Source organism: Acidovorax sp. GW821-FHT11A03, from assembly GCF_058809075.1.
Genome location: NZ_JBXASG010000009.1, coordinates 248,023 through 266,920, shown reverse-complemented (window position 1 = coordinate 266,920; position 18,898 = coordinate 248,023). Strand labels below are relative to the sequence as shown.

Below are 18,898 nucleotides of genomic sequence, written 5' to 3'. Positions count from 1 at the left end.
GCTCAGCCGCCCACCACCCGCAGCACGTCGGCGCCGTAGGCTTCGAGCTTCTTCGCCCCCATGCCGCTGATGCCCTGCAGGTCGTCCAGCGTGCCCGGGTTGCGTTCGGCAATCGCCGCGAGCGTGGCGTCGTGGAAGATCACATACGCGGGCAGGTTGTGCTCGCGCGCCACCTCGGCGCGCCAGGCCTTGAGGTTGATGAAGCGCACCTGCGCGTCCGGGCCCAGGTTGGCGGCGGCGGCGGGCGGGGCGCTGCCCTTGCGCGTGCGCTTGGCCGGTGCGGACGACACCGATTCGCGCAGCTGCACCGGCACCTCGCCCTTGAGCACGGCGCGCGAGCCCTCGGTGAGGCACAGCGTGTCGAAGCTGTGGCCGCTGTCCAGCATCACCTTCTGAAGGCCTAAAGCGCCCGTGGCGATCAGCTGGCGCAGCACGCCGCGCAGTTGCGGTTCCGAGAGGTCCGCGCCAATGCCGAAGGTGGAGATTTTTTCGTGCCCGAACTGCGCGACCTTCTCGGTCTTCTTGCCGCGCAGGATGTCCATGATGTGCCCCGTGCCAAAGCTGATGCCGCTGGCCTGGTTCACGCGGTAGATGGTGGACAGCAGCTTGCGCGCCGCATCGGTCGCATCCCACACGGCGGGCGGGCTGATGCAGTTGTCGCAGTTGCCGCAGGGCGTGGAGGCTTCGCCAAAGTAGGCCAGCAGCCGCACGCGGCGGCAGTCGGTGGCCTCGGCCAGGGCCAGCAGCGCGTCGAGCTTGCCGCGCAGTGCCTGCTTGAACTCCTCGCCCGCCGGGCTCTCGTCGATCATGCGGCGCTGGTTGACCACGTCGTTCAGGCCATAGGCCATCCAGGCATCGGCGTTGAGGCCGTCGCGGCCCGCGCGGCCGGTCTCCTGGTAGTAGCCCTCGATGTTCTTGGGCATGTCCACGTGCGCCACGAAGCGCACGTCGGGCTTGTCGATGCCCATGCCGAAGGCGATGGTGGCCACCATCACGATGCCTTCCTCGCGCAGGAAGCGGTCCTGGTTGCGCTGGCGCACCTTGGTGTCGAGCCCCGCGTGGTAGGGCAGGGCCGTGAGGCCGGCGTCGCTCAGCGTGGCCGCCAGCTCCTCCACGCGTTTCCTGGACTGGCAGTACACCACGCCCGCCTCGCCCGCGTGCTCGCGCTCGATGAAGCGCAGCAGCTGCGTGGTGGCGTCCTTCTTCTCGACGATGGTGTAGCGGATGTTGGGCCGGTCGAAGCTGCTGATGAACAGCCGCGCGTCTTCCAGCTGCAGGCGCTCGATGATGTCGGCGCGCGTGAGGTCGTCGGCCGTGGCCGTGAGCGCGATGCGCGGCACCCCCGCATAGCGCTCGTGGAGCACCGTGAGCGCGCGGTACTCGGGGCGAAAGTCGTGGCCCCACTGGCTCACGCAATGCGCCTCGTCGATGGCGAAGAGCGACAGGTGGCCCTCGTGGTACAGGCTGTCGAGCAGGCCCAGGAAGCGCGGCGTGTTCAGCCGCTCGGGCGCCGCATACAGCAGCGTGATGTCGCCGGTCTGCAGGCGCAGCTCCACGTCCTGCGCCTCGTCAAAGCTCAGCGTGGAGTTCAAGAAGGCCGCATCCACCCCCGCCTCGTGCAGCGCGCCCACCTGGTCGTGCATCAGCGCGATCAGGGGCGAGATCACGATGGTCACGCCGCGCCCCTGCTGCTGGCGCACGATGGCCGGCACCTGGTAGCACAGCGACTTGCCGCCGCCCGTGGGCATCAACACCAGGGCATCGCTGCCCGCGATCACGTGTTCAACGATGGCCTGCTGGGGGCCGCGGAATTGCTCGTAGCCGAAGACGTCCTGCAGGACGGTATGGGCGGGGGACAAGGCGGGAGACAGGCGGGAGGACAAGCGGATACTCTGAAATTAATAGCTGGTAGCGCTTGTATGTCAAGCGCTAGAGGCCAATTTGACCAATACTTTCGCGGCGAGTGTGCCCGCTCGCGAAGGGGCTTATTGTGCGCCGGGTGCTATGTCCCAAGGATTGATCAGCACCACGGGTGCGCTGGCAAAGTCGCTCACGTTGCGCGTGACCACGGCCAGGCCATGCTCCAGCGCCGTCGCGGCAATCAGCGAGTCGAAAGCCGCCATCGGCTTGCCCGCTGCCTCGGCCTGCGCGCACAGGCGCGCCCAATACCCGGCCGTATCCCGTGTGAAGGCCAGAGTCCGCTGCCCAAACCCCGCCTGCACACTGGCGAGCCAAGTGGCCAGTTCGCTCTGGCGGCGCGAAGGAGGCAGTCGCACAATGCCTCGCTCCAGCTCGGCCAGTGTCAGAGCGGAGACAAACAGGTCGGCAGACGTGCGCGCGCCCATCCACTCCAGCACTGCGGGATTGGGCGCGGGCCGCACCAATTCAGACAGCAGGCAAGTGTCCAGCAGGTACTTCACTTCAGATCACTCCAGCGCCAACGTGCGAATGGGTTCGGCTGACCGTGCCGTATCCAGCGGCTCCCCGCGTGGCGCCTGCAACAGCAGGGACACCAGCGCATCCTCACCCGCCAGCCGCCGGTACTCGGGCGCGGCCATCAGCACCACGGCGTCGTTGCCACGCCGGGTAACCAGTTGGGGTCCTTCGTTCAGTGCGCATTCCACCAGTTCGCTAAAGCGGCTTTTGGCGTCTTGTAGTTGCCAAGCATGCATAAAGGCTCCTTTTGCTGGTTTGACTAGACTGACTAGTATGGTTGGGTGGCGTGATGCTGTCAAATCAAGAGGCCTTGCCAATCACCGGCTTACAACTTCGTACGGTGCCCACCCTGCTTGCACACGAGCAAAAAAAGGCTCTCTTCTTCCTCTTCATTGATTTCATGCGGCCTCTATTCATAGAGTGCGCTGCCGTGGCTTAAACGTGTGCACTTTCCCGGCGTTGCGCGCTCGCTGAAGAAAGGTTTCACATGAACAACATCGCTTCGTTTGCGCGTCAGGCGCAAACCCACCTTCAAACGATTGCAGGCGCCGACCGTGCCAACGTCAAGCGGTCTCACGTCTATGAACTGCTGGCCGCTGCGCTGGGGCTCGGCTCCCACGCCGCACTGAAGGCCCACGGCCTGCTATGCCCCCTGCCATCGCAGCCGCTCCTGGCGCACTACGGCAACTTGCATCCTGGGCCATGCGCGGCGCGGGCCGAGGCGCTGGGCATGCCCCGTGAGCGCTGCGGGCCATTGGCGAAGCTGATGGAATCGTGGCACGCGGACGATCCGCTCAAGGTATGGACCTGGTTTCACTACGCCAAGTTGCTGGGTAAGGATCTCACCCAAGGCGACTACCGGGCTATTCACGAGGATGGCTCCAGCTACGACGACGATGTGGGTGGCCCCATGTTCGTGGACGGGGTAGATGGCATCGAACTCCCCACGGCGGATGAATCCGTGCGCCAAGAAGCTCTGCGGGCGGCGCAATCCTTGTTCGCACGCATGAAGGCAGATTAGTCCAGGGTAGAAAGCCGTTTAGCCCGGCTTTCTACAATAGCGGCCTATGCAAGCCCTTCACTACACCCGCGCCGCGCAGCTGCCCGACATCCTCGCCCAACGCATCGTCATCCTCGACGGCGCCATGGGCACCATGATCCAGCGCTTCAAGCTGGGCGAGGCGCAGTACCGGGGCGAGGGCTACACGGGCCCCGACGGTGTGGGCGACCGGTTCAAGGACTTCCCGCGCGACGTGAAGGGCAACAACGAGTTGCTCAGCCTCACCCGGCCCGACGTGATCCGCGACATCCACGAGCGCTACCTGGCCGCGGGCGCCGACCTCATCGAGACCAACACCTTCGGCGCGACGACCATCGCGCAGGAGGACTACAAGATGGCCGACCTGGCGCGCGAGATGAATCTCAAGTCCGCCCGGCTGGCCCGCGCCGCCTGCGACAAATACTCCACGCCCGACAAGCCGCGCTTCGTCGCCGGCGCCCTGGGCCCCACGCCCAAGACGGCCAGCATCAGCCCCGACGTGAACGACCCCGGCGCGCGCAATGTCGATTTCGAGCAATTGCGCGCCGCGTACTACGAGCAGACCGAGGCGCTGGTCGAGGGGGGCTCCGACGTGCTGCTGGTCGAGACCATCTTCGACACCCTCAACGCCAAGGCCGCGCTGTTCGCCATCGATGAGTTCTTTGAAAAAAGCGGCGAGCGCCTGCCCCTCATCATCAGCGGCACCGTCACCGACGCCTCGGGCCGCATCTTGAGCGGACAGACCGTGACCGCCTTCTGGCACAGCGTGCGCCACTCGCGCCCGCTGGCCATCGGCCTCAACTGCGCGCTGGGCGCCACGCTGATGCGCCCCTACATCCAGGAGCTGAACCGGGTGGCCGAGGACACCTTCATCAGCTGCTACCCCAACGCGGGCCTGCCCAACCCCATGAGCGACACCGGGTTTGACGAAACCCCCGAGATCACCAGCCGCCTGGTGCACGAGTTCGCGGCCGAGGGGCTGGTCAACATCCTGGGCGGCTGCTGCGGCACCACGCCGGACCACATCGGCGCCATCGCCAAGGCGGTGGAAAACGTGCCCACGCGCAAGATGTTCTACCCCGCTGAAGCCTGAATTTGGAGACAAATTGGCCTCTGGCGCTGATCCAGAAAGCGCTGATAGCTATAAAAAACGCAGCACTCAGATCGTCACTGCGCTGCGGTGGCGCATTGCCGGGCGCATGACTCTGCGGCACCCTTGCGCCTTCGGTTGAACTTTCGCCCGCACCCTTTGCCAGAACCCCGGCCCGCTCCCCATGTCCGTTACCGCCACCCTGCCCGACACCCCTGTTGCTGAGGCCTCTGACAAAGCCGTTGCCCACGCCGCGCTCAAGCTCGAAAAGCGCCTGGTGCGCCAGGTGGCCCAGGCCATTGCCGACTTTGGCCTCATCGAAGACGGCGACAAGGTGATGGTCTGCGTCTCGGGCGGCAAGGACAGCTACGCCATGCTCGACGTGCTGCGTTTGCTGCAGCAGCGCAACGGCCACAAGTTCGAGCTGATCGCCGTCAACCTCGACCAGAAGCAGCCCGGCTTTCCGGCCCACGTGCTGCCGGAATATCTGACGCAGGTCGGCGTGCCCTTTCACATCGAGACGCAGGACACCTACAGCGTCGTCAAGGAGCACATCCCCGAGGGCAAGACCATGTGCAGCCTGTGCAGCCGCCTGCGCCGGGGCATCCTGTACCGCGTGGCCGACGAGCTGGGCTGCACCAAAATTGCACTCGGCCACCACCGTGACGACATGCTGCAGACCTTCTTTTTGAACATGTTCTTCGGCGGCAAGCTCAAGGGCATGCCGCCCAAGGTACAGAGCGACCGGGGCGACCACCTCATCATCCGCCCGCTGGCCTATGTGGCCGAGGATGACCTCACGCGTTGGGCCGAGATCCGCAACTTCCCCATCATCCCCTGCACCCTGTGCGGCAGCCAGGAGAACCTGCAGCGCAAGCAGATCGGCCAGATGCTGCGCGACTGGCAGCAGCTGTACCCCGGCCGCATTGAGAACATGGCCGTGGCGCTGCGCAACCTGGTGCCCTCGCACTTCATGGACCCGCGCCAGTTCGACTTCAAGGGGTTGGTACCCAACGGTGTGGCCGACGCCGATGGTGACAAGGCCTTTGACGCCGAAGAACTGCCTGCGCAGGCCGTGGGCATGCTCGCGGGCCTGCCCCTGATGCCCCGCTGAACCCGACCCCCGACGATTTCTAGATTGGGCCATCCCATGACCACCCTCCTCAAAGCCCCCGAACTCCTGCTGCCCGCCGGCTCGCTCGACAAGATGCGCGCCGCCTACGACTTTGGCGCCGACGCGGTGTACGCCGGCCAGCCGCGCTATTCCTTGCGCGCGCGTAACAACGAGTTCAAGCTCGAGCAGATCCGCCAAGGCATCACCGAGGCCCATGCACGCGGCAAGAAGTTCTTTGTGACCAGCAACCTGATTGCGCACAACGACAAGATCCGCACCTACCTGCGCGACATCGAGCCCGTGATCGACTGCCAACCCGACGCGTTGATCATGGCCGACGCGGGCTTGATCATGATGGTCAAGGAAAAGTGGCCCGAGCAGGTGGTGCACCTCTCGGTGCAGGCCAACACCACCAACTGGGCGGCGGTGAAGTTCTGGCAGAAGATGGGCGTGGAGCGCGTCATCCTCTCGCGCGAATTGAGCCTGGACGAGATCGAGAAAATCCGCCAGGAATGCCCCGACATGGAGCTGGAAGTGTTCGTGCACGGCGCGCTGTGCATCGCGTACTCGGGCCGCTGCCTGCTCAGCGGCTACTTCAACCACCGCGACCCCAACCAGGGCACCTGCACCAACGCCTGCCGCTGGAACTACGCCACGCACGACGCCGACATCGACGCCACCACGGGCGAAGCCATTGCGCAGAAGATGGAAGGCGACTTCAACTTCGAGGCCGCGCAGCAGAAGGCCGAACAGTCCTTCGCCTCCACCACTGGCAACGGCGAGCGCCACCCCAAGGCCGACAAGGTCTACCTGATTGAAGAAGCAGGCCGCCCCGGCCAGCTCATGCCCATCATGGAAGACGAGCACGGCACCTACATCATGAACAGCAAGGACCTGCGCGCGGTGGAGCACGTGGCGCGCCTGGCGCAGATCGGCGTCGACTCGCTCAAGATCGAGGGCCGCACCAAGAGCCTGTACTACGTGGCCCGCACCGCCCAGGTCTACCGCCGCGCGATTGACGACGCTGTGGCCGGGCGCCCTTTCAACCCCGAGCTGCTCATCGAGCTGGAAGGCCTGTCCAACCGCGGCTACACCGGCGGCCTGCTGGAGCGCCGCCCCAGCAACGACTACCAGAACTACATCAACGGCCACTCGGTCACGCAGCGCAGCCAGTATGTGGGCGAGGTGCTGGGTGATGAAGGGCAAGCCGAAGTGGGTTTGGCGGGCGACTGGGTGCAGGTGGAGACCAAGAACCACTTCGCGGTGGGCGACCTGATTGAGGTGGTGCACCCGGGCGGGAATGTCACCGTGCGGCTGGAGCAGATGCGTGACGTGGTCGGACAGCCCGTGCAGATTGCCCAGGGCAACCCGGTGCGCGTGTGGATTCCGCTGCCTGCGCGCTATACCGGCGCGCTGCTGGCCCGCGTGGTGGAGGCACCGCCTGCGGCCACGGCGGCCGAACCTGCCGCCATGGCCTGAGCGGGGCGCACCACCATGTGGACACACCATCGCAGCCGAGCGCCTGCTTGGGCACTGTCGGTTGTGGCCGCGCTTGCCAGCGCCAGCGCCCTGGCGCAGGGCTCCACTGCAGGCGCGCCGCAGTTGGCGCCCGCCAAGGTGCGCTATGTACAGGGCTCCTGGGTCAACCTGCGCGAGTCGGCCCAGGCCCAAGCCAGCGTGCTGGCCCAGGTGCCGGCCAACACTGCGCTGGAGCAGCTCGCTGAACGCGACGGCTGGTGCGCCGTGCTCTATCGAGGCGATGTGCGCCTCGGCCCCGCATTGGCGGCACCGTTGCAAGCCCATGTGTCCTGCAATCTGCTGTCTGACCAGCCCCTGACCCTGGCCCAGGTGGGCAAGGACGCAGCCCGCGCCTTCTGGGTGGCACCATCGCCCAACCGGCTGCGTGCCTATGGCAACGCCTTGCCCCGGCCCGCCGCGCTGCAGCTCAATGCCCTGGTCAAGACCCACGCGCCTGAGGCCCCCGTGCAGTACCCGGTGCGCCCGGAGTTTGAAGCGGCCAAGAAGCTGTTGCGCGCAGGCGTGCCGCTGCGGCCCGAGCAGGAGATTGACCGGGGCGAGCCCGTCGACCCGCTCGCCGACCTGAAGCTGGCCACCCGCGCGGTAGACCACATCCCCGCCGTGGCCCCCCTCGCCACCCGGCCCGTTCTGCCCGCGCTGGCCCCGTCGTACTTCCGCACCCACGCCAGCGTGGCGCTGCTGCACGAAACGGATGCCGATGGCCTGGCGGCGGTGGCGGGAACCCGCATCAGCGTGGTTCCCACCGGCGCGCCGCATGGCAGCTTCAACCGCCACATGGGGCCCGAGATCGAGTTCGTGACCGGCTTCTGGGACGTGGGGTCTGCCGACCTGGCCTTTGCCCCCGCGCTCACCCTGTATGCCATCACCCACCAGGGGCTGGTCGGCGCACGGGCCCTGCGCCAGCGCTACTGGGACATCAGCAACGCCGACCACTACTGCGGCGGCCACTACCCCGGCAAGGGCTTCGGCGACCCGCGCGAGGACGAAACGGTTCCCGTGCGCGGCTACGCCAGACTGTCCGACACCGCCGAGGTGCTGGTCCGCCTGGCCGTGCCCGGCAAGCTGCCGCCCGATGCCGTGAAGGTGAAGATCCGCCGCTACGCCACGAGCTGGATGCAACCCGCCGACCCGCCCATCCGCGACAAGCCCCAGCGCAAGCACACGGCGGTGATGGTGCACGAGATCGACGTGGACCGCGACGGTGTGGCGGACATCCTGCGCATCGACACCCCTGCGCCGGGTGGCATGAGCTTTGAGCCGGTTTTTGACTGGCGCTGGTACCTGAACATCAACGGCCAGTGGTTCCGGGCGGGGTACTGGGCGGATCAGGAGTGCACGTGAGTGGACTCCTTGCGCGGCAGTTCGGGGCGGGGAAGGGCCGGGTTTTCAGATGCTTGGGGTGGGGAGCTCAGAAGTGTTCAGGGGAAGCTTCCGGCCAGGAGCAGTCGGTGGCGGCTAGCGAAAGCGGACGCTCAACGGGCAAGGTAAGCGGCCCGCAGAATGCGGGTCTGCTTGAGCGACGGGTTAGCGCATGTGATTTAACCACCCGGCGAGAACACTAGGTTGATGCTGACCACTGCCGCCGCGACAACCAATCCTAAAGCAAGTAGATAGCCAAGACGAAGCCACGAGAAGCGCTTGCTTTGCGTGCGCCGCTCAACGGCGCGCGCTATTTGATTGCGATGCAGAGACTCACCCACGACTTCGCCTGCCAGAGCGAGGGGAACAACCAATACAAACAAGCCGAGCCAACCGAGCCACGAGCTAGGCCGCGCAGGAAATGACGAGACGAGCACAACAGCCCCGAGCGCCGCAGAAAGCACAAAGTAGATGGCAACGAAACGCAAAACCGATTTCATGTGCGCTAACGTGATGTATCCCGCAAAACCTGCGGGATAAATTGGACAGTGCGGGATATTCTGGGCACTGATTCCTCCTGAAAATGGCTTGCAGTTTGGGCTTGCGGTCAGTGCGCTGTTCAAAAGCACAGGTATAAAATTTCCGGCAAACCCAGCAGGCATCAACTCAGCAAACTATAGCTTGCCAGTAGGCAGGCACAGGGCACTGAGACAGCGCGGTTTGGACGTCAAGCCAGTGGGTAGTGAGTCAACGGCAGCTTTGCGGTAGTTTCGTCCACCGGCTGCTTAGGGCCCAAAGTGACCGCTCAATCAGCCCGTAGTGATACCCACACTCACCGCGAACCCGGCTGCCGCAACAACGCCCCCAGCACCAGCGCCTCCGCCATCACCTCCAGCGCCTCTTCCAGCGTAGCCAGCAACTCCGGCAGCCCTGGCAACCAGGGCCAGTGCGGCTGCACCTCGGGCCATTGGTCCACGGCCATCGCCGCCAGCCCCACGGCGAACCCGGTCCACAGCAGGGCCTGGGTGCTGCGGTGCGACAGTGCCCGGTGCAGCCACGCCAGCGTGGCCAGGCCCACCACGGCCACCGCCAGCATGGGCGCCTCGCGCACGGCGCCCCAGCGGCAGGCATCGGTCCATTCGTGGCAGCGGAACTTCCACAGCTCGTGCAGCATGAACTGCTCGTCCAGCGCCAGCGCGCCGAAGGCCAGCACCAGCCACACGCCCAGCCGCCCGGGCAGGCAGCGCTCGGCCGTCAGGCGCAGCGCGGTGATGCACAGCGTGAGCAGCAGCGCACTCGACAGCCACGATGCGGGCGAGTTGTCGGAGCGGAACGCGCGCTCCCAGCCCGGCGCAAAGATCCACGCGCTGAACAGCAGAAACCCCGCCACCGCGCCCAGCAGGGCGGGTGCGACCCCCGGGTGGGGCGCCCGCGTAGGGCCGGGCGTGTGGTGGGATGGTGGGGCAGGGCGTTGGCGCATGGCGAGCTTGGAACCACGGGGCATCGGCGCCGGGTGGTGCCAGCGGACCGACGCAATTTTGAATCAGATAGGCCACTGGCGCTGGAATTTAGAGCATTTTCAGCTATGCATTTGGTAGCTTGTTGATGGTTTTGCACGCTGCGGGCGGCGTGCCCTGTTCACGCCCGTGGAATCGCTTCAGAATCGGAAACTCCCACGCTTGTCCGGTATGGCCCTCCCCATCGACCCCTCCCGCAGCGCGCTGCCGCCCGTGGCCCAGTTCCTGGCCGAAGCGGCCCTGCAGCGGCAGGCCGCGCTGCTGGGGCTGGACAAGCCCGGCCCCGCGACCGCGCCGCTGCCCACGGCCGACCCGAGCGCGCCTCCGCCCACACCGACCTCTCCCAGCCCGCCCGCCGGACCTCTGCCCGCCCCGGCGGCCGACAAGGCCAGCATCTCGGCGCAGGCGCGCGAGCAGCTCGGCGCAGGTTTTGAACCACGGCGCGGCGTGGCGGGCAACGCGGCCGCCGCTGCGGCCCCCGGCGCCAGGGCCGGCGCCGCGCCGCGGGGGGCGCTGGCACCGCCGCCGCTGCCCGTGGGCGCGCCTGTGCCAGCCTCCTCCACGGCATCCGTGTCGGGCGCCGACTGGCCCGCCACGGGGCTGGGTGCGCCGCTGCTGCGCATGGTGGGTGCGCTGGTGGCGCAGCTCACGGCGGGCAGTGTGGCGCCCCAGCGGGTCACGGCCGCCCAGCCCTGGCCCATCGGGCTGGCGCAGGCGCTGGAAAGCGGCGCGGTGGACGCGGAGACGCCGCCGCTTCAGACCTGGCTGGTGCGCCAGGGCAGCGTGCAGACGCCCGAAGGCCCGCGCGGCTTTGCGCTGACCCTGCGCGTGCCGGTGCCGTGGCTGGCGTCGCAGGCGCCTTCGGCTGCCGCATCCGCAGCGGCGGCGGCGACCGCCACGCCCTCCACGGCGGCGCCGCTGCAGGTGCCGTTCACGGGCAGTGCGCAGTCGCTGCAGTCCGGGGTGTTCGCGCTGGTGCTGCAAGGGCTGGAGGCCTCGGCACCCCGCACCAGCGCCTTGCTGGTGATGGATTTCCAGCCGCAGATGCCCGCTGCCGTGTATGGCCGCGACCTGCTGGCGCAGCTGCGCATGGACCCGTGGACGCAGATGGCCGTGCTGCAGGCCAGCGGCCAGGTGCCGCGCGAGGAGGACCGCGCCCGCAACGGCGCCTCCGGTTTGTGCGAGACCGTGGGCTGCCCTTATGCGGCCCGCGCGGAGTGCGCCCAGCCTTTCTGCCTGGCGCAGCGCGGGGTGCGGCCACCGGAGCCGGTGGGCCCCGCGCCCGGCGCCTAGAACCTGTTCGTCCCGGACTTTTCGCGGATCGCGCTGGCGGGGCGCGGCCTCGCGGGTCAGCGGGTCTTGTGCAGGATGTCCGCGTGGCGCGACCGCGTGATGGGGTAGGCCACCAGCAGCGGAACGGCCAGCACCAGGCACAGCGCCGGCAGCACGCCGGTCATCAGGGTGATGCCCTGCAGCGCGCTGGCCGACTGCGCCACGTTGGGCACGTAGCCCGTCACGTCCAGCATGCCGGCCACCATCACCGTGGCCAGCGTGCGTGCCAGCTTGTCCATCAGGCCGTACAGGCCGTAGTACATGCCCGTCTTGCGCTCGCCGGCCTGCATGTGGCCGTGGTCGATGGTGTCGGGAACCATGGCGAAGGGCACGATCCAGTGCGCGCCCATGCCGATGCCGATGACGACCAGGATGCCCATGACCAGGCGCTGGTCGCCCGGCCCCACCCAGTACAGCGCCACCAGGCCGCCCGCGCACAGCACCAGGCCCAGGACGTACGCCCAGTTCTTTTCCCAGCGGTCGACCACGACCTTCCACACGAACAGCGACAGGCCCACCACGCCGAGCAGCGTGCCCATGTAGCGCGGCAGGTCGCCCTTGTCGCCCTGCAGCTGGTAGATCACGAAGTACGCGAGCGAGGCCTGCACCAGCGTGAGGCCCAGGCGCACCAGGGTCGCAGCGCTCATCAGCAGCAGGAAAGGGCGGTTGCGCAGCGTGGTGCGCAGGGTCTCGCGCACGCTGTCCCACATGGGTTGGCGGTCGCTGGCGTCGGCGGCGGGCTCGGCGCCGCCCTGGGGCTCGCGCACGCGCCAGGCCACCACGGCCACGGCCGCGCCGGCGATCAGGCCGAAGCACGAGCCCGCGAGTGCATAGCCGGTGCGGGCGTCGGGCGCGGCCCGCACCAGCACCGGCATGAACACGCTGCCCGCGAAGAAGCCCAGCAGCGCACCCATGGAGGCATGGGCCGTGAGGCTGGTGCGCTCGTCGTAGTCGGTGGTCATGTTCGCGGCCATCGCCTGGTAGGGCAGCTGCACCAGCGTCATGAGCGTGTCGAACACGGTGTACGTGATGGCGATCCACAGGAACGCGGCCACGGGCGAGAGCCCCGGCGGCACCATCCACACCGCGGCGGCGGCGATGCCGAGCGGGACCGCGCCGTAGACGAGGTAGACGCGGTGGCGGCCCCAGCGCGAGCGCGTGCGGTCGGTCATCCAGCCGAACAGCGGGTCGTTGACGGTGTCCCACACCTTGCCCACCAGCAGCGCCGCGCCGGCCACGGCGGGCGCGACCAGGGCCACGTCGGTGTAGAAGATCATGAGCATGAAATTCATCGCCGCGACCAGCATCTGCAGGCCGACGTTGCCGACCGCGTAGCTGAGCTTGGTGCCGAGGGTCAGGGGCGATGGCGTGGTGCTGCCCGGCGCGTGACTGTGGTGCATCACGGTGCCACCGCCGGGACGGACGAAGGCACCGCGGCGAGCGTGGGCGCACTGGAGGCTGCGGCGCGCGGCGGCGCGGCTTCGAGCATCAGCCGCACTTCGCGGCGCAGCATCTTGTTCAGGAAGCTGCGCGGAATCTCCTCGACGATGCGGACATCGTCGGGGCACAGGGTGGCGGGCAGCTGCTGCGCCAGGTACTGCGCGATCTCACCCTCCAGCGTGCCCCAGTCCTGCCCCTTGCGCCAGCTCCGGCGCAGGCTCAGCACCAGCACGGCCTGCGCGCCATGCTGCACCAGGCAGGCCTCCTTGACCGAGGGGTGGGTGTGGGCCACCTCCTCCACTTCGCGCGGGTTCAGCAACTGCCCATCGCGCGAGACGCGGTCGGCGCTGCGCCCCAGCACGTGCAGGTAGCCTGCCGTGTCGAAATAGCCCAGGTCGCCCATCACCACCCAGCCGTCGCGCAGGGTCTCGCCGGTCTTTTCGGGGTCGAGCCAGTAGCCGTCGAAGCGCACGGGCGTCAGCACGGTGATCAGGCCCATCTCGCCCTGCGGCAGCGGCGTGAAGTCGTCGCCGCGGATGACCACCTGCACGCCGGGCATGACCCGGCCCACGGTGGAGAGCACCTCCAGGCCGAGCGGGTTGCCCTGGGCATCCACGTGTTCGTGCGGCAGCAGCCAGGTGATGGGCGGCAGGGCCTCCAGGCAGCCGTAGCCCTGCTGGAAGATCGGCCCGAAGCGGCGGATGGCCTCGGCGATCTTGGGCGCGGGCATCATCTCCGAACCATAGGGCACGTGGGTCAGCGACGACAGGTCGTACTGGTCCAGCGTGGGCTCGTCCAGCAGGTCGATGATGGCCGAGGGCGAGAGGAAGGCGCGCGACACGCGGTGCTTCTGGATCAGCCCCGCGAGCGTGCTGGCGCGGAAGTCCTCAGGCATCACCAGCGCCGCGCCCGAGAGCAGCGTGGGCAGCACCAGGCCCGAGCCCGGCCCGGTGAGCGGCAGGCCCAGCATGTTCACGTCGGGGCCGTGGGCGGGTGGCCTGAAGTCGATGGCGCGCGAGATCAGGCGCACGCTGTCCAGGTACTTGCGGTTGCTGTAGCCGATGGACTTGGGCAGGCCCGTGGTGCCCGAGGTCATGTGCAGCGCGAACACGTCGTCCTCGTGCACCTCGGCGGTGCCCGCGGCGGGGGTGGCCTGCGCCAGCGCCTGTTCGTACTCATCCCCCAGCGCCAGCAGGCGCAGGCCGGGCAGCTGTTCGCGCACGGCCTGCAGGATGGGAGCGCTCAGCAGCGGGTCGTGGATGAACACCGTGGGCTTGACGCGGCCCATGGTGGTGAGCGCCGCATCGGCCGGCAGGTGCTTGTGGAAGCTCGCGAAGATGGTGCCGTTCTCGAACGTGGCCAGGCGGGTTTCGTACTGCTCGCCGGTCTCGGGCAGCCAGGTGAACACGACGTCGCCCTTCTTCACGCCCTGCGCCTGCATCCAGGCCTGCAGGCGCAACACGCGCTCGTGCAGCTGCGCATAGGTGAGCGTGCCGCGCCGGTCGATGAGCGCGGGCTTGTGGGGGTGCAGGCGGTACGCCAGGCGGGCGACGGCGCGGGCGGTGCGCAAGCGGTTCAGGAGAAAGCGCGCCACTAGGCTGCGCAGGGAAGGTAAGGCCACCGGAAGTCTCCCAGGAGGGGCGTGAAAGCAAGGTCAAGGAAGTTTTTCACGCGCACCCGTGGCAAAAGATGACCATTTGTACGTGCGCGTATCTTCTTGTTTCTGCTTCGGCTGTGCGGTCGCTTTGGCTCCGTGAACGGCGGTGCGCGCCGCGTGCCCGTCGCCGTGGCGCAACAAGCAGGCCGGCGCACCGTGCGCAGACAAAGAAAAAACCGCCAGGCCGGATCACGGCGTGGCGGTTGTTTGGCAAGGCCCGCCCCGCTAAGGGCGTGGCCAGGATGGCGGACTAGAAAGTGCCCCTGCGCAATCAGGCGGCGCCTTCACGCCAGGCCACCGGCGTGTCCCCTCGGGGGAAGCGGCGCAGCCGCTGCGGGCGCTTACGGATACAGGCCGCGCATTTCGCGGGCGTGCAGGATGCGCTGGCAGGCCACGATGAAGGTGGCGGTGCGCAGGCTCACCTTGTGCTCTTGCGCCACTTGCCAGATGCCCGCAAAGGCCTCTTGCATGATGCGCACCAGGCGGGCGTTGATCTCGTCCTCGCTCCAGAAGAAGCTGGAGAAATCCTGCACCCACTCGAAGTAGCTCACCGTCACGCCGCCGGCATTGGCGATCACGTCGGGCAGCACCAGCACGCCCTTGTCGTGCAGGATGTCGTCGGCCTCGGTGGTCGTGGGGCCGTTGGCGCCTTCGATCACGAGCTTGGCCTTGATCTGGCCCGCGTTGTCCTTGGTGATCTGGCCTTCGAGCGCGGCGGGGATCAGGATCTCGCAGTCCACGCCCCAGAACTCCTCGGGCTGCATCACATCGGCGCCGGCGAAGCCGCCCACGCCACCCCGGGTCTTCACGTGCGCCAGCAGCGCGGGCACGTCCAGGCCCTTGCCGTTGAAGATGGTGCCGGTATGGTCCTGCACGGCCACCACCTTGGCGCCCGCTTCGGCAAACAGCTTGGCCGCGATGCCGCCCACATTGCCAAAGCCCTGCACGGCCACGCGGGCGCCGTCGAGCGCCAGGCCGGTGAGCTTGGCGGCTTCCACGCCCACGGTGAACACGCCGCGGCCGGTGGCCTCCACACGGCCGAGCGAGCCGCCCAGGTCCACGGGCTTGCCGGTCACCACGCCGGTGGCGGTGGCGCCCACGTTCATGGAATACGTGTCCATCATCCAGGCCATGATCTGGCCGTTGGTGTTCACGTCGGGGGCGGGGATGTCCTTGGAGGGGCCGATCAGCAGGCCGATCTCGCTGGTGTAGCGGCGCGTCAGGCGCTCCAGCTCACCCATCGACAGCTTCTTGGGGTCCACGCGGATACCGCCCTTGGCACCGCCGTAGGGCACGTTCACGGCGGCGTTCTTGACCGACATCCAGGCCGACAGGGCCATCACTTCGGACAGTGTCACGTCCTGGTGGAAACGCACGCCGCCCTTGCCGGGGCCCCGGCTCAGGTTGTGCTGCACGCGGTAGCCCTCGTAGTGGGCGATGGTGCCGTTGTCCAGCTCGATCGGCACGTCCACGATCAGGATGCGCTTGGGGCGCTTGAGCGTTTCCACCCAGCGCGCCAGGCTGCCCAGGTAAGGGGTGACGCGGTCTACCTGCTGCAGGTAGTTGCCCCAGGGGCCGAGGTGGTCGGCCTGCAGGTACGAGGGCAGGGTGTGGACTGCGCCTGCGGGGTTGGAGGCGGGGGCGCCCGTGGATGAAGACATGGTGAATTCCTTGTGGGATCAGTTCAAGCCGCGAAGCTTATGCCTGCCGCCGCACGCTGTCTAAGGCCGTAGTGTTTGTGTGTTATGCATTTGTTGCATAACCACGCAAACGACCGCCCCATGCGGCACTGCACCATGGGCCGCGCCGTGCGCGGGCACCGGGCGGCCGCCCGCCACGCCGGTCATTCCACCGTGAAATGGGCCAGCGCCGGGTCGCCCGTCGGGTAGCGCAGGTCCAGGTTCTGCAGCACCTCGCGCAGCACGGTGGCGATCATCAGGTTGCGGTGGGTCTTGGAATTGGCGGGCACGATGGTCCACGGTGCCCAGGGCGTGTGGGTGGCGGCCAGCAGGGCGTCGTAGGCGCGCTGGTACTCCGCCCATTGCTTGCGCACCTCGATGTCGCCCATGCTGAACTTCCAGTGCTTGGCCGGATCGTCCAGGCGCTCCTGTAGGCGCTGTCGCTGCTCCTCGGGGCTGATGTGCAGCAGGAACTTGAGCACGATGGTGCCCGTTTCGCCGAGCATGCGCTCGAAGTCGTTGATGTGGGCCAGGCGCTGCTGGTGCTGTTCGGGCGTGATCCAGCCGTTGACCACGGGCACCAGCACGTCCTCGTAGTGGCTGCGGTTGAACACCGTGATGTCGCCGGCCTGTGGCACCTGCTGGTGGATGCGCCAGAGGTAGTCGCGGGCGCGCTCGGCCTCGGTCGGCGCCTTCCAGCCCACGGCATGCACGCCCAGGGCGCTCATGCGGCCGAACACGCCCCGGATCGTCCCGTCCTTGCCCGAGGTGTCGGTGCCCTGGAGCACCACCAGCAGCTTGTAGCGTTTGTCGGCATAGAACAGGTTCTGCAGCGCATCGAGTTCCTCGGCCAGCGCCTCGACGGCGGCCTTGTCCCGGGCTTTCTCGCCCTGCGAAAACGGCTTGGCGCCCGGGTCGTAGTCCTGCAGCGACACGCCGCGTGGCGGCTTGCCCCGGCTGCTGCCCTTGCCCTCGCCATCGGCGGGCTTGCCGGGTTGCCATTGCGACCAGAGCTCGGCGGCCTTGTTGCGGGACTTGGGAATCAGGGGTGACGGCATGGGGTTCCAGGGGCGGTGCGTTGGTGTGAAAGAGGTTAGCTCACAAGTGGCCTGCGTGGGCCGGCGGCTGCTGCCACTGGTCGTGCCGGCCGTCGATGCGCACGATGGCCAGCCGCGAGAGGTCTTCGTCCGTCAGCCCGTCGATGCAGCCCACGTTGACGCCGTACATCTCGCCCATCGGCGTCTCGGTGCCGTGGCCGAACACGCGCACGCCGCAGTGCCTGCAGAAGTAGTGCAGGTTCTTGCGCGTGTTGAACTGGTAGCGCGTGAGCTCGTCCTGCCCGCGCACGATGTGGAACTGGCCCGGCAGCGCCACGGCTGCCCAGAAGCGCGTGCGCCGGCAGATGGAGCAGTTGCAGCGGAAGGTGGGCTGGCTCAGGTCCAGGCCCGCCTGCACATGGACGGCGCCGCAATGGCAGGTGGCGGTGTAGGTCTGGGGCATGGGCGGGTCCTCGGAACGTGTGGCGATCTTGCAGGGCGAGGGCGGATGATCGCAAAAGCGCGGCTGCGGGGCTACCCCGCCAGCCTTCTGCCGGGGTTCTTTCAACCTTCAACCGCGCCCGTGCGCCATGCGGTAGGCCAGCGGCGTCTGCCCCGTGGCCTGCCGAAAGGCCCGGTGCAGGCCGGCTTCGCTGGCAAAACCCAGGTCTTCGGCGATGCGCTTCAAGGGCTGTGGCGTGTCGCACAGCGCCTCGCCCACCTGGCGCAGCTTGATGCGGCGCATCCAGTGCGCCGCCGGCAGCCCCGTGTGGGCCTGCACCCGGCGCGCCAGCGTGCGGGGCGACACGCCCAGCGCGTCCGCCAGCGCGGGCAGCCGCAGCTCTGCGGCGGGGCTGCGCTGCACCCAGAGCATGGCGCGGCGCAGGTCGGCGTCGGCCGTGGCCATGAGGTCGTGCCCCGCGAACGCCGGGTGGGTGGCGCGCGGGCGCGGCAGCATCAGCAGCGCCTGCAGGTCCGCCAGGGCCTCGGGCGCGATCCGCGCGCCCAGGGCGTGCAGCATCAGCGGCAGGTGGCCGTTGGCACCGGCCGCCGTGGTGGCGGCGCCGTCCTGCACCAGGGGTTCGTCGAAGCGCCAGCGCACGGCGCCGAACTGCTGCTCCAGCGCGGCGCGCAGCCACCAGGTGGCCGTGGCGCCACGCCCGCGCAGGCGGCCGCTGGCGGCGGCCAGCAGCACACCGGCGCAGTAGCTCCACACCTGCGTGCGGCGGGGCAGGGCGGCCAGGGCCCGCACCACCGGGGCCAGCTGCTGCAGTTGCGCGGCCAGGCCGTTCGTGGACGAAAGCCACAGGCCGGGGACCAGCACCGCATCCACATCGGCCCCGGCCAGGGCGGCGGTGGGCGCCAGCGCCGGCCCCTGCCACGTGGGCACGGGCTGCAGGTCGGCGCCCACCCACTGCGTCTGCACCACGGGCCGCTGCACCCGCAGGCCGGCCGCGCGGGCCATGTCGGCGGCAGCGAACAGGCCCGCCGGCATGCAGCCGGGGTACAGCAGCAGGCCCAGGCGCAGCGGGGCGGCGGGCGGCGGCACGGAGCGACGCGGGAGGGATGGCTCGACGGGTGTTGCCATGGGGGAAGAAGTGGTTGGCCGGAAATGGCAAGAAGTTGTCCGATCAGGCCATTCTCGCGCAGGCCGCGGCA

17 protein-coding genes are annotated in these 18,898 nt (G+C 68.3%); 6 read left to right on the top strand and 11 right to left on the bottom strand.

Annotated features, from left to right (window positions below; all coding sequences use genetic code 11):
- Positions 1-2: 2 nt before the first annotated feature.
- The 3 genes from recQ to AC1RVY_RS22515 form a co-directional block, all read right to left on the bottom strand.
- Entirely contained in the window at positions 3-1,859 is a 1,857-nt protein-coding gene (recQ, locus tag AC1RVY_RS22525; protein WP_492808271.1) for a DNA helicase RecQ, read from the bottom strand.
- Positions 1,860-1,985: 126 nt separating this feature from the next.
- Complete coding sequence (locus tag AC1RVY_RS22520; RefSeq protein WP_492244791.1) at positions 1,986-2,420, bottom strand: type II toxin-antitoxin system VapC family toxin; 435 nt, start codon at positions 2,418-2,420, stop codon at positions 1,986-1,988.
- A 6-nt stretch (positions 2,421-2,426) separates the two neighbouring features.
- The gene (locus AC1RVY_RS22515; RefSeq protein WP_008904540.1) at positions 2,427-2,672 is read right to left on the bottom strand and encodes a type II toxin-antitoxin system Phd/YefM family antitoxin; all 246 of its coding nucleotides are present in this window, start codon (positions 2,670-2,672) and stop codon (positions 2,427-2,429) included.
- A 251-nt stretch (positions 2,673-2,923) separates the two neighbouring features.
- On the opposite strand from AC1RVY_RS22515, the gene AC1RVY_RS22510 reads away from it, so the two are divergent.
- From AC1RVY_RS22510 to AC1RVY_RS22490, 5 genes are all read left to right on the top strand, one after another.
- On the top strand, positions 2,924-3,457 hold the full coding sequence (locus AC1RVY_RS22510; RefSeq protein WP_492808251.1) for a hypothetical protein: 534 nt from the start codon (positions 2,924-2,926) through the stop codon (positions 3,455-3,457).
- Between the two features lie 46 nt (positions 3,458-3,503).
- Entirely contained in the window at positions 3,504-4,568 is a 1,065-nt protein-coding gene (locus tag AC1RVY_RS22505; RefSeq protein WP_218296535.1) for a homocysteine S-methyltransferase family protein, read from the top strand.
- A 181-nt stretch (positions 4,569-4,749) separates the two neighbouring features.
- Positions 4,750-5,679, top strand: a complete 930-nt coding sequence (gene ttcA, locus AC1RVY_RS22500) for a tRNA 2-thiocytidine(32) synthetase TtcA (protein ID WP_492808249.1) — start codon at positions 4,750-4,752, stop codon at positions 5,677-5,679.
- Between the two features lie 36 nt (positions 5,680-5,715).
- Entirely contained in the window at positions 5,716-7,158 is a 1,443-nt protein-coding gene (gene trhP / locus AC1RVY_RS22495) for a prephenate-dependent tRNA uridine(34) hydroxylase TrhP (protein WP_492808248.1), read from the top strand.
- A gap of 15 nt (positions 7,159-7,173) precedes the next feature.
- Positions 7,174-8,559: an SH3 domain-containing protein gene (locus AC1RVY_RS22490; protein ID WP_492808247.1), complete on the top strand. Its 1,386-nt coding sequence runs from the start codon at positions 7,174-7,176 to the stop codon at positions 8,557-8,559.
- Positions 8,560-8,756: 197 nt separating this feature from the next.
- On the opposite strand, the gene AC1RVY_RS22485 is transcribed toward AC1RVY_RS22490, so the two are convergent.
- Together AC1RVY_RS22485 and AC1RVY_RS22480 are read right to left on the bottom strand one after the other, a co-directional pair.
- Complete coding sequence (locus AC1RVY_RS22485) at positions 8,757-9,239, bottom strand: hypothetical protein (RefSeq protein ID WP_492808245.1); 483 nt, start codon at positions 9,237-9,239, stop codon at positions 8,757-8,759.
- A 170-nt stretch (positions 9,240-9,409) separates the two neighbouring features.
- The gene (locus AC1RVY_RS22480) at positions 9,410-10,057 is read right to left on the bottom strand and encodes a DUF8692 domain-containing protein (protein ID WP_492808244.1); all 648 of its coding nucleotides are present in this window, start codon (positions 10,055-10,057) and stop codon (positions 9,410-9,412) included.
- Positions 10,058-10,265: 208 nt separating this feature from the next.
- Here AC1RVY_RS22480 and AC1RVY_RS22475 point away from each other — a divergent pair, with 208 nt between their 5' ends.
- Positions 10,266-11,387, top strand: a complete 1,122-nt coding sequence (locus AC1RVY_RS22475) for a hypothetical protein (protein ID WP_369641058.1) — start codon at positions 10,266-10,268, stop codon at positions 11,385-11,387.
- Between the two features lie 56 nt (positions 11,388-11,443).
- Here the strand turns inward: AC1RVY_RS22475 and AC1RVY_RS22470 are convergent, their stop codons facing one another.
- The 6 genes from AC1RVY_RS22470 to AC1RVY_RS22445 all read right to left on the bottom strand — a co-directional run bounded on the left by AC1RVY_RS22470 (position 11,444) and on the right by AC1RVY_RS22445 (position 18,827).
- Entirely contained in the window at positions 11,444-12,826 is a 1,383-nt protein-coding gene (locus tag AC1RVY_RS22470; RefSeq protein ID WP_369641059.1) for an MFS transporter, read from the bottom strand.
- Positions 12,826-14,487, bottom strand: coding sequence for a class I adenylate-forming enzyme family protein (locus AC1RVY_RS22465; protein ID WP_218339201.1), 1,662 nt, complete (start codon positions 14,485-14,487; stop codon positions 12,826-12,828). The genes AC1RVY_RS22470 and AC1RVY_RS22465 overlap by 1 nt, the downstream gene beginning before the upstream one ends.
- Positions 14,488-14,864: 377 nt before the next feature.
- Positions 14,865-16,184, bottom strand: coding sequence for a Glu/Leu/Phe/Val family dehydrogenase (locus AC1RVY_RS22460; RefSeq protein ID WP_492808241.1), 1,320 nt, complete (start codon positions 16,182-16,184; stop codon positions 14,865-14,867).
- A gap of 182 nt (positions 16,185-16,366) precedes the next feature.
- Complete coding sequence (locus tag AC1RVY_RS22455; protein ID WP_492808239.1) at positions 16,367-17,260, bottom strand: PPK2 family polyphosphate kinase; 894 nt, start codon at positions 17,258-17,260, stop codon at positions 16,367-16,369.
- Positions 17,261-17,300: 40 nt separating this feature from the next.
- Positions 17,301-17,702 (bottom strand): GFA family protein, encoded by a 402-nt coding sequence (locus tag AC1RVY_RS22450; protein WP_218296545.1) that lies wholly within the window; start codon positions 17,700-17,702, stop codon positions 17,301-17,303.
- Positions 17,703-17,810: 108 nt separating this feature from the next.
- Positions 17,811-18,827 carry a helix-turn-helix domain-containing protein gene (locus AC1RVY_RS22445; RefSeq protein WP_492808238.1) on the bottom strand — a complete coding sequence of 339 codons (1,017 nt, stop codon included), beginning with the start codon at positions 18,825-18,827 and terminating at the stop codon, positions 17,811-17,813.
- Positions 18,828-18,898 lie beyond the last annotated feature (71 nt).

What these genes read in the sequence shown, in the direction of transcription:
- AC1RVY_RS22515 (WP_008904540.1), bottom strand. Translation starts at nt 2,672, where the DNA reads ATGCATGCTTGGCAACTACAAGACGCCAAAAGCCGCTTTAGCGAACTG.
- AC1RVY_RS22510 (WP_492808251.1), top strand. Translation starts at nt 2,924, where the DNA reads ATGAACAACATCGCTTCGTTTGCGCGTCAGGCGCAAACCCACCTTCAA.
- AC1RVY_RS22505 (WP_218296535.1), top strand. Translation starts at nt 3,504, where the DNA reads ATGCAAGCCCTTCACTACACCCGCGCCGCGCAGCTGCCCGACATCCTC.
- ttcA (WP_492808249.1), top strand. Translation starts at nt 4,750, where the DNA reads ATGTCCGTTACCGCCACCCTGCCCGACACCCCTGTTGCTGAGGCCTCT.
- trhP (WP_492808248.1), top strand. Translation starts at nt 5,716, where the DNA reads ATGACCACCCTCCTCAAAGCCCCCGAACTCCTGCTGCCCGCCGGCTCG.
- AC1RVY_RS22490 (WP_492808247.1), top strand. Translation starts at nt 7,174, where the DNA reads ATGTGGACACACCATCGCAGCCGAGCGCCTGCTTGGGCACTGTCGGTT.
- AC1RVY_RS22485 (WP_492808245.1), bottom strand. Translation starts at nt 9,239, where the DNA reads ATGCCTGCTGGGTTTGCCGGAAATTTTATACCTGTGCTTTTGAACAGC.
- AC1RVY_RS22480 (WP_492808244.1), bottom strand. Translation starts at nt 10,057, where the DNA reads ATGCGCCAACGCCCTGCCCCACCATCCCACCACACGCCCGGCCCTACG.
- AC1RVY_RS22475 (WP_369641058.1), top strand. Translation starts at nt 10,266, where the DNA reads ATGGCCCTCCCCATCGACCCCTCCCGCAGCGCGCTGCCGCCCGTGGCC.
- AC1RVY_RS22470 (WP_369641059.1), bottom strand. Translation starts at nt 12,826, where the DNA reads ATGCACCACAGTCACGCGCCGGGCAGCACCACGCCATCGCCCCTGACC.
- AC1RVY_RS22460 (WP_492808241.1), bottom strand. Translation starts at nt 16,184, where the DNA reads ATGTCTTCATCCACGGGCGCCCCCGCCTCCAACCCCGCAGGCGCAGTC.
- AC1RVY_RS22455 (WP_492808239.1), bottom strand. Translation starts at nt 17,260, where the DNA reads ATGCCGTCACCCCTGATTCCCAAGTCCCGCAACAAGGCCGCCGAGCTC.
- AC1RVY_RS22450 (WP_218296545.1), bottom strand. Translation starts at nt 17,702, where the DNA reads ATGCCCCAGACCTACACCGCCACCTGCCATTGCGGCGCCGTCCATGTG.
- AC1RVY_RS22445 (WP_492808238.1), bottom strand. Translation starts at nt 18,827, where the DNA reads ATGGCAACACCCGTCGAGCCATCCCTCCCGCGTCGCTCCGTGCCGCCG.